This is a genomic window from Massilia orientalis (genome assembly GCF_030411975.2).
Classification (GTDB): Bacteria; Pseudomonadota; Gammaproteobacteria; order Burkholderiales; family Burkholderiaceae_D; genus Telluria; species Telluria orientalis.
Genome location: NZ_JASNRB020000014.1, coordinates 210,913 through 225,037, shown reverse-complemented (window position 1 = coordinate 225,037; position 14,125 = coordinate 210,913). Strand labels below are relative to the sequence as shown.

The following is a 14,125-nucleotide window of genomic DNA, read 5'->3' as shown; positions in this document are numbered from 1 at the left end:
AGGACCGTGAAAAGACTCTGCGCCGATGATAGTGCTGCAACCAGTGTGAAAGTAGGTTATCGTCAGGCTAGTTATTAGAAAAGCCCGCTCAGTATGCACTGAGCGGGCTTTTTGCTTTTCAGCGCCTTGAAAACGGATATTTGAATCGGAAAAAACGAAACCTGATAAGCTTGTGTTCCAACAGTTGTAGCAAAAGCAAAAACCGCTAGCTTCGATAGCCCGATTCGCTTTCTCTACATTCAAGGAGCACTATGCACTTCCATCGTGTTTTTCCTGCAATTGTCCTGGGCGCCATTCTCACCGCCTGCAGCCATCACGACAGCGACACTTCGCCTTCCACGCCCGCACCGCCACCCCGGTTCAACGCCGACATCACCCGCACGACCCACGGCGTCGTCCACGTCAAAGCGGCCGACTTCCGTAGCCTGGGCTATGGCCTCGCGTATGCCTACGCGCAGGACAACCTGTGCATGTTTGCCGATTCCCTATTGACCGTACGTGGCGAGCGTTCACTGTATTTCGGCGGCGAAGCCCGAGCCACGGCGCACAAGGACGATGAATACGGTGCCGCCAGCGGATTCATGGACCTGAAAAACGAAGACAGCGATTTCTTCTTCAAGGGCTATCTCGACGTCGACCAGCTGCGCGCCGGCTATGCGGCAGGCGCGAAGGAACCGCGTGATCTGCTTGAGGGCTATGTCGCCGGCTACAACCGCTACCTGAAGGACAATGCCGGCAATTATCCGGCCGCGTGCAAGGACGCGAAGTGGGTCAAGCCGATGACAGTCGAGGATATGGTTCTGGTCCTGGCCGAGAAAGCGCTGCACGCATCGGGCGAAGTGTTCGCGAAGGAGGTCGTCGCGGGCGCTCGCGATGCGACCGCGACGGTGGCATCCCGGTCGCGTCAACAAAACAAGCTCGACCCCGCCTTTCTCCTCGCGCGCCTGGACAAGGTCGTGCACCAGGGCTTCGGCAGCAATGCGCTGGCCGTCGGCAAGGATTTGTCCGCCAGCGGACGCGGCCTCCTGCTCGGCAATCCACATTTCCCCTGGACGAGTACCGACCGCTTCTACCAGGCCCACCTCACCGTGCCCGGCCGCTATGACGCGATGGGTGTCGTGCTGGGCGGCTTGCCGGTCGTCGTCATCGGGTTCAACAAGGATGTCGCGTGGTCGCACACCGTCACGGCCGCCACGCACTTCACGACCTTCAAGCTGGCCCTCGATGCGGGCGACTCGACGGGCACGACCTATCTGATCGACGGCGAGAAGAACAAGATGACGTCGAAGAGGGTATCCGTCGACATCCTGATGGCGGACGGCACGACGACGAAGCGTACCAAGACCTTTTACTTCAGCAAGCAGGGCGCCGTCATCGTGAAACCGGAGGCCGGGCTGATGTGGAATAGCACGACGGCCTATGTCCTTGCGGACCCGAACCGCGGCAATACCCGCATGCTCGAACAATGGCTGGGCATCGGCACCGCGACGAGCGTGCAGACCCTCAAATCGTCGCTGGACACCGTCGTCGGCCTGCCGTGGGTGAATACGATCGCGGCCGATCGCGCCGGCAATGCGCTGTATGCGGACGCAAGCGTCGTCCCGCGCGTCACGACGGATAAATTCGCCGGCAACTGCCTCTTGCTGCCGGCCCTCGTGTTGTTCGACGGTTCGCGCAGTGCGTGCGGCTGGGGCCAGGATGCCAGTGCGCCTGCCGGCATTTTCTCGCCGGTCAATGCGCCATCGATGCTGCGCACGGACTACGTCGGCAATTCGAACGACAGCTACTGGCTGACCAACGCCCGTTCCCTGCTGACGGGCCCGGCGCCGCTGGGCTATTCGCCGCTGTACGGCAAGACGGGCGTCGAGCAGCGCCTGCGCACGCGGATCGGCTTCATCCAGTTCGAGGAGCTGGCGCAGCAAGGTCATACATTCCAGCTGTCCGACCTGCAGACGCTCGTGTTCGCCGACCGCATCTACGCTGCCGAGCTCGTGCTGCCGGAGCTGCTGGCGGCCTGTCCGGCGAACGATGCGACCCTGGTCCAGGCGTGCACAGTGCTGGGGGCGTGGGACCGCCATGCGAACCTCGACAGCCGGGGCGCCGTCCTGTTCCGCGAATTCTGGACCGCGGCCTCGCAGATCCCCAACATGTGGAAGGTGCCGCTGGACCCGGCCGACCCCGTCCACACGCCCAACGGCGTCGCGCCGGCCGCGTTGCCCGCGATGTTCGCCGCGTTGAAGACGGCGGTGCAGACCTTGCAGTCGCTGAACATCCCGCTCGACGCGAAGCTGGGCGATTACCAGGGCGAGACGCGCAACGGCGTGCGCACGCCCTTGCACGGCGGCGTGGGCGACATCGACGGTTCGTACAACTCGCTGCGGATGAGCACTGGCCTCACGGCCACCGGCTACAACAACGTCTATTGGGGCACGAGCTATGTGCAGACGGTGACGTTCGACGATGCCGGCCCGGTTGCCCAGGCGATGCTCGTCTATGGCCAGTCGACGGACCCGAAGTCGCCGTACTACGCGGACCAGTTGCCGCTGTATTCGCGCAAGGAATGGCCGTCCATCCCGTTCACGGAGGCCGGCATCAATGCCGACCCGAACCGCAAGACCACAACGCTGACCGAATAAAGGTCAGGCTTGGGACAGCGGCGCCGGATCCTGCGCCACGGCCGTCGCTGTCTTGCTTTGCGTGATGCTTTCGCCATCGCCGCGGCGCAAGCGCGCAAAGACGAGGGACGACAGCATTGTCATGACGGACAGGGCGATGAACGCGTGGTGCAGCGCCTTGGTGACCATCACCTGGTCCGTCTGCGGCACGCGGCCCAGGAACCACGCCGTCACGATCGAACCGGCGGCGAGGCCGAAGCTCATCGACAGCTGCTGGAACGACGAGGCGATCGTGCTGGCCATGCTGGAGTCCTTCGATTCCACGTCGGCATACGCGAGCGTGTTCATGCTCGAGAATTGCAGCGAATTGAAAAAGCCCTGCAGCAAGCCGATGCCGGCGATGGCGTACCACGGCGTGGACGGGCCGACCAGCGCGAACAGCCCGATCGTCAGGCCGATGCAGATCGTGTTGAACATGAGCACTTGCCGGTAGCCGAAGCGCGCGAGGACTTTAGGCGCGATCAGTTTCATGCCCATCGCGGCGGCGGCGGTCGGCATCATGAGCAGGCCCGATTGCCACGGCGCGAGCTTGAGGCCCAGCTGGTACAGCAGCGGCAGCAGGAAGGGCAGGCCGCCGATGCCCAGGCGCGTGATGAAGCCGCCCAGCACCGAGATGCGGAACGTGCGTACCTTGAACAACGCCAGGCGCAGCAGCGGGAACTGGGCCTCGTTCGCGTGCCAGGCATACGCGGCCAGCAGGGAGATCGAGAGCGCCAGCATTAGGCCGGCCGTCATCGGGTCGAGCGTGTGCTCGCCGAATACTTCCAGCAGCCAGGACAGGATCGCCGTCCCCGAGCTGAACAGGATCAGCCCGATCACGTCCAGCGGACGCGGCTCGGCGCCGTGGTAATCCGGCATATGGCGCCAGACGAGGTACAGCGCGAGCAGGCCAACCGGCACGTTGACGAAGAAAATAAAGCGCCAGGAAACCCAGTGCACGATCAGGCCGCCGACGGTCGGGCCCAGCAGCGGGCCGATCAGCGCCGGCAGGATCACGAAGTTCATCGCGCCCAGCAACTCGTTCTTGGGAAACGTGCGGATGATGGATAACCGGCCCACCGGCATCATCATCGCACCGCCGAGGCCTTGCAGCAGGCGGGCCGCGACCATCATCGGGGCGTTCAGCGACAGGCCGCACAGCACGGACGCCACCGTGAAGATCGCGATCGCCGTGAAGAACACGCGGCGGGTGCCGAAACGGTCGGCCATCCACCCGCTCACGGGAATGCCCACGGCGAGGCTGAGGATGTAACTCGTGACGACGGATTTGAGGCTGAGCGGTGTGACCTGCAGGCTGGCCGCGATGCTGGGGACGGCGGTGTTGACGATGGTGGCGTCGAGCTGCTCCATGAACAGCGCGGTCGCCACCAGCCACGGCAGATAGCGTTTGATGGTGTCGGTATCGGTCATCGGATGGATTCTCACACAAATCCGATAACCGGGTCGCAACCGGGGTCAGAGCCCGATTTTGGGCAATTGCTTAAATTCGGGCTCTGACCCCGGTTTGATCTTAATAGTGGTACGCCGCCTTCAGCAGCAGCAGGTTCACGCCGCCGTTCGGTTTCTTGATGCCGCCGTTCGAGTAGTGCTGCAGGCGCGCGCCCAGCTCCCATTTGTTGGCGAAGACATAGCCGACGCCCACGTGGTCGGCGAATTCGAACGCGGTCGACAGCTGGCGGTGCGTATTGCGGTACACGCTCGAGAAGACGGCGGCGCCGATGCCGGCGTCGGCGTAGAAGCCCAGCTTATTGTCGGCTTCCCAGCGGAACACCGGCGTGATGCCGACGACGGCCAGGTCCTTCGTGTTGCCCTGCTGGTCGAGCCACTGGTTGGCGCGCCAGTAGGCGACGTTCGCGTCCCAGTAGCCGTTCAGGTGGTAGCCGCTGGTCGGCAGCCAGGATTTGTTCCAGTCTTTCTGGACCGCGAGACGGACGACCTGCACGTGTTCGCCGCCGCCGACTTCCACCGACGAGGAATCGAAATAACCGTCGGCGGCATGGGCCGCCGTCGCGGCCGACAACGCGGCCACGGCCGCCAGGGAACGCATCATTTTTTTCATGGAGAACATTGCCTTTGCTGTAAATGAGAGCCGTGCACGCAAAATGGTCACGGCCAAACCGCTATTGTAACGAGGTCGTTGAAAGGACGTAGTCGACCTATCAATTGTTAAAATACGGACAATGAAACATCGAGAGGAAGCAATGACGTTACCGACTGTGGCATTTCTCGGCATCGGCCTGATGGGCAAGCCGATGGCGACCCGGCTGGCCCAGGCCGGCTATCCCCTGCGCGTGTGGAACCGCACGGCCGCCAAGGCCGAGGCGCTGCGCGACACCGGCGCCGAACCGCATGCCGACCTGCACGACGCCGTGCGCGGTGCCGACATCGTGATCTCGATCCTCGAAGCGGGCCCGATCGTCGGCCAGGTCATCGATGATGCCCTGCCGGCACTCGCACACGACACGTTGTGGATCGACATGAGCTCCACGCGCCAGGACGAAGCCGTGGATTTTGCCGCCCGCCTGCGCCAGGCCGGCGGCCGCTTCGTCGATGCGCCCGTGTCCGGCGGCGTGGGCGGCGCGGAAGCGGGGCAGCTCGCGATCATGGCCGGCGCCGATGCGGCCGACTACGCCCAGGCCGAGCCCGTGCTGCGTGTGATGGGTTCGCCGAAAGCCGTCGGCCCCGTCGGCAGCGGCCAGGTGGCCAAGCTGTGCAACCAGTTGATCGTCGGTGCGACGATCAATGTTGTGGCGGAAGCGCTGCTGCTGGCGGAAGCGGCCGGGGCCGATCCGGCCGCCGTGCGCGAGGCGATCCGCGGCGGCTTCGCCGGCAGCCGCGTGCTGGAAGTGCACGGCCAGCGCATGCTGGAGCGGAACTTCATGCCCGGCGGCCAGGTCAAGACGCAGCTGAAGGATCAGCGCAACATCCTGGCGGCGGCCAGTGGCGCCGGCGTCACCTTGCCCGTGACGGAACTCGTGACGCGGCAGTTCGAGAGCATCGCAGGCGACATCCCGTCCGCCGACCATGCGGCCGGCCTCATCGCGCTGGAGCGGATGAATCCCGGCAAGCGGCTGGGCACCGCGCCGGACCGTATGCCATAAGTATTTATTCGCTACCTGTTTGCGCTATCAGTACAACCTCGTATAATTCCCAGAGGTATTACATCGTTACGTAATATCACGGAGACAATGGAGTAGATGGCCCGCCGCAACAGCCTGTTGCCCCAGGCCTCAAACTTCTCTACCCTTGCCGCACATAACGAACCCAATACAGGGGCAGCATGGATAATCTGGGAAACGGCTTCCGCACGCGGCGGCAGCTGTTGAAACTGGCGTCGGCAATGGCGTTGCCGTCCGCTTTGGCGGCGTGTTCTTCGGAGAAGAAAAGCGCATCACTGGTCGTCGGCGGCTTGCCGGTGACCTGTAACCTGACCTTGCCCGTCGCGTGTGCGGCCAAGGAGGCCGAGATCGCCGCGACGAAGCCAGCGAATCCGCTCGGCTTCGAGTACAGCAAATACAGCGGCTTCCCCGAACTGAAGGAATCGCTGATGTCGGGCCGCATCCAGGCCGCCTACGTGCTGGCGCCGATGGTCATGGACCTCGTGTCCAGCAATATCCCCGTCAAGGTCGTGTCGCTGGGCCACCGCTCCGGTGCCGTCATCATGGTGCGCACGGATGCCGGCTATAAAAAATTCCGCGACCTGCAGGGCAAGCGCGTCGCCATTCCGAGCCGTTTCGCCGTCGACCTGCTCTTCCTGCGCAAGATGCTGGCGGAAGAGGGCATGAACATCAAGGACGTCGAACTGGTCGAGATGCCCCCGCCGGACATGCCGGCCGCGCTGTATGCGAAAGCCATCGATGCCTATTGCACGGGCGAGCCGTTCGGCGCCTCCGCGCAGATGGCCGGCTACGCGACGCCGCTGCGCATGACGCGCGACGAATGGCCGAATTACATCTGCTGCGTGCTCACCGTGCGCGAAGACCTGATCGCGAATAACCGCGCCGCCGTGCAGGACCTCGTCAACTACGTCCAGGCGGCCGGCAGCTGGATGGATGCGGATGCCGCGCACCGCGACAAGGCGATCGCGATCGCGGCCACCAGGAAGTACTTCAACCAGGATCCGAAGATCCTGAAATTCGTGATGACGAATCCGAGCGACCGCGTCACGTATGGCGACCTGCGCATCATCCCGAAGGAATTCGACGAATTGATGCAGATGTCGCTGGATGCGGGCACGCTGAAGAAGCCCGTCCAGTTCAACCAGTACGTGGACGAAAGCTTCTTCAAGGCCGTCCGCCCCGTCACGGTCACGCTATGAAACGCCTCGCCGCAGCACTGCTGTTTGCCTTGCCATTGGCCGCGAGCGCGGATGCATTGAAATCCGGGGAATTCTCGCCGCCCCGCATGGCGCCCGATTTCACGCTGCAGGGTTCGACCGGCAAGCCTCTTAAATTGTCCGATTACCGCGGCAAGGTCGTGGCGCTGGGCTTCGGCTTCACGTCCTGCCCGGCCGTCTGCCCGACGACGCTCGCCGAACTGGCGGCCGTGAAAACGAAGCTGGGCGCGCAGGGCAAGGATTTCCAGGTCGTGTACGTGACCGTCGATCCGGCGCGCGACACGGCGGAGCGCATGCGCGCTTATCTGACGGCGTTCGATCCGACGTTCGTGGGCGCGACCGGCCCCGCTGCGCAACTGGCCGAGGTGCGCAAGGAATACGGCGTCACGTCCACGAGGACGGGTAGCGGTGCGAATTACGGTTTCAATCATTCGTCCTTCGTCTACCTGATCGACCGGTCCGGCAAGCTGCGCGCATTGAGCCCGTACGGCCGCGCGGTGGATGACGTCGCGCACGACGTGCGCGTCCTGCTGAATCAATGACGCGTTCCCGCATCCTGCTGCTGGCCGCGGTGATACTCGCCAGCGCGGCGCTGTGGGCCATGTTCGCGCCGATTCCCGCAAGCTCGCGCGAGCAGCTGTTCGAGATTCCCGCCGGGACGTACGCGCGGCGCGCGGCGGGCGACAAGGTCGAGATCCTGCCGACGTCAATCCGGCTCACGCTGGGCGTGAAGGACATCCTCGTGCTGAAGAATCTCGACAACGTGCCGCAGACGTTCGGGCCCGTCTTGATCATGCCGGGGCAGAGTTTCAGGATGCCGTTCGGCGTCGCGGGGGACGTGCAGTTCGAATGCACGGCGCACGCGAGCGGCCAGATGCGCATCGTCGTCGAGCCGGCGCCGGATGCGGGCTGGCGGCGGCTTGTGTGGCGCGCACGACATTGGTTGTAACCATAAGAGGGAGACAAGAAGCTGTGAAAAAGAAGAGTTTTTTTGCACAGAAGCGGGCGCGGATCATCGCGCCGGCGGTCGTGCTGGCGTTATTGATCGCGGTCTGGTGGATCGTCGTCGTCCAGACCAGGAGTGCGATCTTCCCGACGCCGGGGCAGGTCGTCACGGGCACGTGGGAACTCGTGCAGGACGGTACGCTGTGGGACCACATCGGTTCCTCGCTGATGCGCGTCGGCACCGGCTTCTTGCTGGCGATCGCCGTCGCCATTCCGCTGGGCCTGTGGATCGGCCGCATGGAGGGCGCCTGGGTCACGCTGAATCCGCTGTTCCAGCTGCTGCGTCCGATCTCTCCGATCGCGTGGATTCCGCTCGCGATCCTGTGGTTCGGCGTGGGTAACGCGTCGCCGATTTTCCTGATCTTCATCGCGTCCGTGTTCCCGATGATCGTGCAGACCGCGGCCGGCGTGCACACGATCGAGCGGCGCTACCTGCGCGCGGCGGAAAACTTCGGCGTCTCGCGCGCCAAGCTGTATCGCCAGGTGATCATTCCCGCCGTGCTGCCCGAGATCATCGTCGGCATGCGCATCACGCTGGGTGTCGCGTGGCTGGTCGTCGTGGCGGCGGAAATGATCGCGCTGCGCTCGGGCCTCGGCTACCTGATCATGGATTCGCGTAACGCGGGCAACCGCTACGACCTGGTCATCGCCGCCATGATCATCATCGGCATCATCGGCCTCATGCTGGACGGGATCACCCGTCTCCTGGAACGTCTCAAATCGGTAAGGTGGCGCTATGGACGCTAAGGTGAACTACAAGGTCGCGGACAAGATCGTCGTCGACGACATCCGTAGAAGCTTCGAGACGCGCAAGGGCACGTTGCCGGTCGTCGGCGGCATCAGCCTCACGATCCGCGACGGCGAATTCGTCGCCATCGTCGGGCCGTCCGGCTGCGGCAAATCCACGTTGATGAAGATGCTGTGCGGCTTCGATCAACCGGACGAGGGCCGTGTCGTCATCGATGGCCAGGTGCGGCATGGTCCGAGCCCGAAGGGCATCCTCATTTCCCAGCACGGCTCCGTGTTCCCGTGGCTGACGGTGCAGCAGAACCTGATGTTCGGCCTGGACGGCATCAGCGAGGCCGAGAAGGCGGAACTCGCCGACCACTACACGGCGATGGTGGGACTGAAAGGTTTCGAAAAAAGCTATTCGCACGAGCTGTCGGGCGGCATGCTGAAACGCGTGGAGATCGCGCGGGCGCTCGTCATGAAACCCGAGATCCTCTACATGGACGAGCCGTTCTCCGCGCTGGACGCGCTCATGAACCTCAAGATGCGCATGGAGCTGCTGCGCATCCTGGAAGAGGAGCGCCACACGGTGCTGCTGATCACGCACGACGTCGAGGAAGCCGTGCACCTGGCGGACCGCATCGTCGTGCTGTCGCCGCGGCCGACGACGATCCAGGCCACGTTCGAGGTGAACATCCCGCATCCGCGCAAGATGTCCAGCCCCGAAGCGCAGGACCTCAAGGAAGCCGTGTTGAAGGAGCTGGGGCTGTAAGGCTCATCTCGACCAATCGCGCCCAGAAGCTGGCGCCGATGGGCAGCAGGTGGTCGTTGAAGTCGTAGCTGCCGTTGTGCAGCTGGCACGGTCCGAGGCCGTGCCCGTGGCTTCGATGATCGCCGTCGCCGTTGCCGATGAAGACATAGCAGCCCGGCTTTTCCTGCAACATGAACGCGAAGTCCTCGGCGCCCATCGTCGGCTCGACGTTCGTGTCGACATTGTCCGCACCCACCACCGCGCGCATCGCCTCGATCGCGAACGCCGTCTGTTCCGGATGGTTGATCAGGGGCGGGTAGTTGCGCTTGAACGAGAAGTCGATGGTGGCGCCGAAGCCCGCGGCCAGCCCGTTCGCGAGTTCGTTCATGCGCCGCTCGATCAGGTCCAGCACATCCGTCGAGAATGTGCGCACGGTGCCGATCATGACGGCTTCGTCGGGGATGACGTTGGTGGCGCTGCCGGCGTGGATCTGCGTGATCGACAGGACGGCCGTATCGAGCGGGTTCTTTTCGCGTGAGATGATCGTTTGCCACGCTTGCGCGATCTGCACGGCGACCATCACCGGATCGATGCCGCGGTGCGGCTGCGCGGCGTGCGCGCCCTTGCCCTTCACCACCACGCGGAACTCGTTACTGGATGCCATCATCGGCCCCGCGACGACGCCGAAGCTGCCCGCCTTGATGCCCGGCCAGTTGTGCATGCCGTACACGGCGTCCATCGGAAAACGTTCGAACAGGCCGTCGTCCATCATGCGGCGCGCGCCGGCGCCGCCTTCTTCGGCCGGTTGGAAGATCAGGTAGACGGTGCCGTCGAAGTTGCGGTTCTGCGACAGATAGTGGGCTGCACCCAACAGCATCGTTGTGTGCCCGTCATGACCACAAGCATGCATCTTGCCGGCGTGGCGCGACGCGTGATCAAATGTGTTGAGTTCCTGCATCGGCAGGGCGTCCATGTCGGCGCGCAGGCCGATGGCGCGGTCCGAGGTGCCGTTCTTGATGATGCCGACGACACCCGTCACGCCCAGCCCGCGCACGACGGGGATGCCCCATTCGGTGAGGCGCGCGGCCACGACGTCGGCCGTGCGTTGTTCTTCGTAGCAGAGTTCGGGATGGGCGTGGATGTCGCGCCGGATCGTTTCGAGCTCGGATTGGTAAGCGAGTATGGGTTCTACCAGTCTCATTGATCTCTCCTCATGCCTGATAGGCATGCATGTTTTGAACTATTGTAGCCCTTCCATCATGCGGAAGGCCAGAGCCCCGACGGCTGCCACCGGAATCGTATAAAGTACTGGTTTATCGACGTTTTTCTGGATGAATCCGATGACCAAGACCATCGTCCGCGGCGCCTGTCCGCATGACTGCCCCGATACCTGCGCGTTGCTCGTGACCGTGGAGGACGGCGTGGCCACGGAGGTCAAGGGCGATCCGGATCATCCGACGACGGCCGGGGTGCTGTGCACGAAGGTCTCGCGCTACGTCGAACGCACCTACCACCCCGATCGTCTGCTGTACCCGATGCGCCGCGTCGGCAAAAAGGGAGAAGGCAAGTTCGAACGCATCACGTGGGAGCAGGCGCTCGACGAGATCGCGCACCGCCTGCAACCTATTGCCGCGCGCGACCCGCAGGCGATCCTGCCGTACAGCTATTGCGGCACGATGGGCCTCGTGCAGGGCGAGGCGATGGCCATGCGTTTCTTCAACACGCTCGGTGCTTCCCTGCTCGACCGCACCGTGTGTGCGAACGCCGGCGCCACGGGCTACAAATACACGATCGGTGGTTCGATCGGCACGGATACCGAACAGTTCCAGGATGCGAAGCTGGTCTTGATCTGGGGCGGCAATCCCATCGCGTCGAACCTGCATTTGTGGATGCGTTTGCAGGAAGCCAAGCGCCGTGGCGCGAAACTGATCGCCATCGATCCGTATCGCTCGCTGACCGCCGAAAAATGCCACCAGCACATCGCGCTGATGCCAGGCACGGACGCCGCGCTGGCGCTGGGCATGATGCACGTGCTGGTGAAAGAGAACCTGCTCGACCACGACTACATCGAGAAGCACACGTTCGGCTTCGCGCAACTGAAGGACCGGGTGGCCGAATGGACGCCGGAGCGCACGGCTGCAACCTGCGGCATCACGGTGGAAGAAGTCGTCGACCTCGCGCGCGCGTACGGACGCACGGCGCGCGCGGGCGAACCGGTCGCGATCCGCATGAACTACGGCCTGCAGCGCGTGCATGGCGGCGGCATGGCCGTGCGCACCATCGCTTGCCTGCCGGCGCTCGTGGGCGCGTGGCGCCACGCGGCGGGCGGCGTGCAGCTGTCGACGTCGGGCACGTTCCCGGCCAATAAAACCGTCCTGCAACGCCCGGACCTGTTGCGCGGCAAGCTGCCGCGCACGATCAACATGAACACGATCGGCGCCGACCTGCAGCGCGACGCCTCGCCGGATTTCGGCCCGAAGATCGACGCGGTCATCGTGTACAACTCGAACCCGCTCGCGATCGCGCCGGATTCGGCGCAGGTGCAGCGCGGCTTCGAGCGCGAGGATTTGTTCACGGTGGTGCTGGAACACTTCCAGACCGACACCGCCGACTACGCGGACATCCTGCTGCCGGCCACCACGCAGCTGGAACACGTCGACGCGCACCTCGCGTATGGCCATTTGTACATGATGGCGAATAATGCGGCGATCGCGCCGTTGGGCGAATCGAAGCCGAACACGGAAATCTTCCGCCTGATCGCCAAGCGCATGGGCATGAACGACCCGATCTTCGACGAGACGGACGACGAACTGGCCGCGCAAGCGTTCGACAAGAAACACGAACGCGCCGTGCACTTCGACTGGTCGTCGCTGAAGCGCACGGGCTGGCAAAAGCTGAACATGCCGGTCGCGCCGTTCGCCGAAGGCGGCTTTCCGACGCCGTCCGGCAAGTGCGAGTTTTATTCGGCATCGATGCAGGCCGATGGCCTCGATCCGCTGCCGACCTATATCCCGAACTACGAATCGGTCGCCTCCAACCCCGAACTGGCAGAGAAATATCCGTTGGCGATGATTTCTCCGCCGGCCAGGAACTTCCTCAACTCAACCTTTGTCAATGTCCAGAGCCTCCGCGCAACGGAAGGTGAACCGCACCTGGACATCCATCCCGCCGACGCTGCCTCAAGGGGTATCGCGGACGGCGAGATGGTGCGCATCTTCAACGACCGGGGCGCGTTCGTCGCGCGCGCCCGGGTCACCGCCAAAGCGCGGGCCGGCCTCGTCGTCGGCTTGTCGGTCTGGTGGAAGAAGCTCGCCAGCGACGGCAAGAACGCCAACGAAGTCACCAGTCAGCGCCTGACCGACATGGGCCGGGCGCCCACCTTTTACGACACGCTGGTGCAGGTTGAAAAGGCCGCACCATGATCTGGAAATATGAAACTCACACGGATTACCCCGTGGTTCCGCCCCGTGCTGATCGCAGGCACGGCAGCGGGGCTGCTGGCCAGCTGCTCGACGCTGAACTACTACACCCAGGCGGCCCAAGGGCAGCTTGAACTCCTGTCGGACGCTCGTCCGATCGATGACTGGATCGCCGACCCCGGCACCAGTACCAAACTGCGCCATCGCCTCGAGACGGCGCGCCAGATCCGCCGCTTCGCAGTTGCCGAAATGGCTTTACCCGACAACAACAGTTACAAAAACTACGCGGCGCTGAAGCGGCAATACGTGCTGTGGAACGTCGTTGCGACACCCGAGCTGTCGCTGCGGCCCCTGCAGTGGTGCTTCCCCGTGGCAGGCTGCGTGAACTACCGCGGCTATTACGACAAAGCCGCCGCGGAGTCGTACGCGAAGGAATTGCGCGATGCGGGCGACGACGTCGAGGTGGGCGGCGTGGCCGCGTATTCGACCTTGGGCTGGTTCAGCGATCCGCTGATCTCCACGTTCATCAATTACCCGGATGGCGAACTGGCGCGCATGATCTTCCACGAACTGGCGCACCAGATCGTGTACGTGCAGGGCGATTCGCAATTCAACGAATCGTTCGCGTCGACGGTGGAAGAAGTCGGCGTCGAACGCTGGATGGAGCGCTTCGGCAACCAGCAGATGCGCGATGCTTATGCGCGCTACCGGAGCCGCAAGAAGGATTTCCTCGGTTTGCTGATGAAGTACCGCAAGGCGCTCGAGCAGAATTACGCGCTCGTCGACCGCAGCGATGCGCAGAAGCGGGCCGTCAAGGCGCGTTTGTTCCAGGACTTGAAGGACGAATACCAGGTACTGAAGGGCAATTGGGGCGGGTATGCAGGGTATGATCGGTTCTTCGAGCAGCCGTTGTCGAACGCCCACCTGGCATCGATCGCAACGTACGAGGATTTCGTGCCCGCGTTCCGTGCGCTATTGCAACGCGAGGGCAGCTTCCCGAAATTCTACCAAGCCGTCAAAAAACTGGCCGACATGGACCGTTCCGACCGCCACCGTGTGCTGAATGCGCTGGTGCCGCCGCTCGTGACGGCGCCGTTGATGGTGCAGCGCAGCGAAATACGCCCGTAGCCATTTTGATCAAACGTCGATAGAGTCGTTGTTCGAAAAGCGCAAAAGTGCTTGCGTCGACGCGCGCTGCCCGATAGCATCT

General features: G+C 63.6%; 12 protein-coding genes. 9 read left to right on the top strand and 3 right to left on the bottom strand.

What is annotated here, in order from left to right; translation table 11 throughout:
- The first annotated feature begins 251 nt into the window (after positions 1-251).
- Positions 252-2,636, top strand: a complete 2,385-nt coding sequence (locus tag QPK29_RS22490; protein ID WP_371771387.1) for a penicillin acylase family protein — start codon at positions 252-254, stop codon at positions 2,634-2,636.
- Between the two features lie 3 nt (positions 2,637-2,639).
- Here QPK29_RS22490 and QPK29_RS22485 read toward each other — a convergent pair whose 3' ends face one another.
- Together QPK29_RS22485 and QPK29_RS22480 are read right to left on the bottom strand one after the other, a co-directional pair.
- Positions 2,640-4,085, bottom strand: a complete 1,446-nt coding sequence (locus tag QPK29_RS22485) for a DHA2 family efflux MFS transporter permease subunit (protein WP_056123662.1) — start codon at positions 4,083-4,085, stop codon at positions 2,640-2,642.
- Between the two features lie 100 nt (positions 4,086-4,185).
- The gene (locus QPK29_RS22480) at positions 4,186-4,725 is read right to left on the bottom strand and encodes an acyloxyacyl hydrolase (RefSeq protein ID WP_229412198.1); all 540 of its coding nucleotides are present in this window, start codon (positions 4,723-4,725) and stop codon (positions 4,186-4,188) included.
- Between the two features lie 151 nt (positions 4,726-4,876).
- Between QPK29_RS22480 and QPK29_RS22475 the strand changes: the two genes are divergently transcribed.
- The 6 genes from QPK29_RS22475 (at position 4,877) to QPK29_RS22450 (ending at position 9,517) form a co-directional block, all read left to right on the top strand.
- Positions 4,877-5,776 carry an NAD(P)-dependent oxidoreductase gene (locus QPK29_RS22475; protein WP_371771386.1) on the top strand — a complete coding sequence of 300 codons (900 nt, stop codon included), beginning with the start codon at positions 4,877-4,879 and terminating at the stop codon, positions 5,774-5,776.
- 179 nt (positions 5,777-5,955) lie between these two features.
- Positions 5,956-6,993 carry an ABC transporter substrate-binding protein gene (locus tag QPK29_RS22470; RefSeq protein ID WP_371771385.1) on the top strand — a complete coding sequence of 346 codons (1,038 nt, stop codon included), beginning with the start codon at positions 5,956-5,958 and terminating at the stop codon, positions 6,991-6,993.
- On the top strand, positions 6,990-7,553 hold the full coding sequence (locus QPK29_RS22465; protein ID WP_371771384.1) for an SCO family protein: 564 nt from the start codon (positions 6,990-6,992) through the stop codon (positions 7,551-7,553). Before QPK29_RS22470 ends, QPK29_RS22465 begins: the two co-directional genes overlap by 4 nt.
- Positions 7,550-7,960, top strand: coding sequence for a cupredoxin domain-containing protein (locus QPK29_RS22460; RefSeq protein WP_371771383.1), 411 nt, complete (start codon positions 7,550-7,552; stop codon positions 7,958-7,960). The genes QPK29_RS22465 and QPK29_RS22460 overlap by 4 nt, the downstream gene beginning before the upstream one ends.
- Before the next feature lie 23 nt (positions 7,961-7,983).
- A complete protein-coding gene (locus QPK29_RS22455; RefSeq protein ID WP_371771382.1) occupies positions 7,984-8,763 on the top strand; it encodes an ABC transporter permease in 780 nt (259 codons plus the stop codon).
- On the top strand, positions 8,753-9,517 hold the full coding sequence (locus QPK29_RS22450; RefSeq protein WP_371771381.1) for an ABC transporter ATP-binding protein: 765 nt from the start codon (positions 8,753-8,755) through the stop codon (positions 9,515-9,517). Before QPK29_RS22455 ends, QPK29_RS22450 begins: the two co-directional genes overlap by 11 nt.
- Here the strand turns inward: QPK29_RS22450 and QPK29_RS22445 are convergent.
- Entirely contained in the window at positions 9,483-10,697 is a 1,215-nt protein-coding gene (locus QPK29_RS22445) for a M20 aminoacylase family protein (protein WP_160410850.1), read from the bottom strand. The genes QPK29_RS22450 and QPK29_RS22445 overlap by 35 nt on opposite strands.
- A gap of 139 nt (positions 10,698-10,836) precedes the next feature.
- Here QPK29_RS22445 and QPK29_RS22440 point away from each other — a divergent pair, with 139 nt between their 5' ends.
- Both QPK29_RS22440 and QPK29_RS22435 read left to right on the top strand, forming a co-directional pair.
- Positions 10,837-12,918: a molybdopterin-containing oxidoreductase family protein gene (locus tag QPK29_RS22440; protein WP_371771380.1), complete on the top strand. Its 2,082-nt coding sequence runs from the start codon at positions 10,837-10,839 to the stop codon at positions 12,916-12,918.
- Between the two features lie 9 nt (positions 12,919-12,927).
- Positions 12,928-14,043: an aminopeptidase gene (locus QPK29_RS22435; protein ID WP_056329694.1), complete on the top strand. Its 1,116-nt coding sequence runs from the start codon at positions 12,928-12,930 to the stop codon at positions 14,041-14,043.
- Positions 14,044-14,125 lie beyond the last annotated feature (82 nt).

Excerpts from the sequence above, each read along its gene's own strand:
- QPK29_RS22440 (WP_371771380.1), top strand. The coding sequence starts at position 10,837 with ATGACCAAGACCATCGTCCGCGGCGCCTGTCCGCATGACTGCCCCGAT.
- QPK29_RS22460 (WP_371771383.1), top strand. The coding sequence starts at position 7,550 with ATGACGCGTTCCCGCATCCTGCTGCTGGCCGCGGTGATACTCGCCAGC.
- QPK29_RS22480 (WP_229412198.1), bottom strand. The coding sequence starts at position 4,725 with ATGATGCGTTCCCTGGCGGCCGTGGCCGCGTTGTCGGCCGCGACGGCG.
- QPK29_RS22470 (WP_371771385.1), top strand. The coding sequence starts at position 5,956 with ATGGATAATCTGGGAAACGGCTTCCGCACGCGGCGGCAGCTGTTGAAA.
- QPK29_RS22450 (WP_371771381.1), top strand. The coding sequence starts at position 8,753 with ATGGACGCTAAGGTGAACTACAAGGTCGCGGACAAGATCGTCGTCGAC.
- QPK29_RS22485 (WP_056123662.1), bottom strand. The coding sequence starts at position 4,085 with ATGACCGATACCGACACCATCAAACGCTATCTGCCGTGGCTGGTGGCG.
- QPK29_RS22465 (WP_371771384.1), top strand. The coding sequence starts at position 6,990 with ATGAAACGCCTCGCCGCAGCACTGCTGTTTGCCTTGCCATTGGCCGCG.
- QPK29_RS22435 (WP_056329694.1), top strand. The coding sequence starts at position 12,928 with ATGAAACTCACACGGATTACCCCGTGGTTCCGCCCCGTGCTGATCGCA.
- QPK29_RS22490 (WP_371771387.1), top strand. The coding sequence starts at position 252 with ATGCACTTCCATCGTGTTTTTCCTGCAATTGTCCTGGGCGCCATTCTC.
- QPK29_RS22475 (WP_371771386.1), top strand. The coding sequence starts at position 4,877 with ATGACGTTACCGACTGTGGCATTTCTCGGCATCGGCCTGATGGGCAAG.
- QPK29_RS22445 (WP_160410850.1), bottom strand. The coding sequence starts at position 10,697 with ATGAGACTGGTAGAACCCATACTCGCTTACCAATCCGAGCTCGAAACG.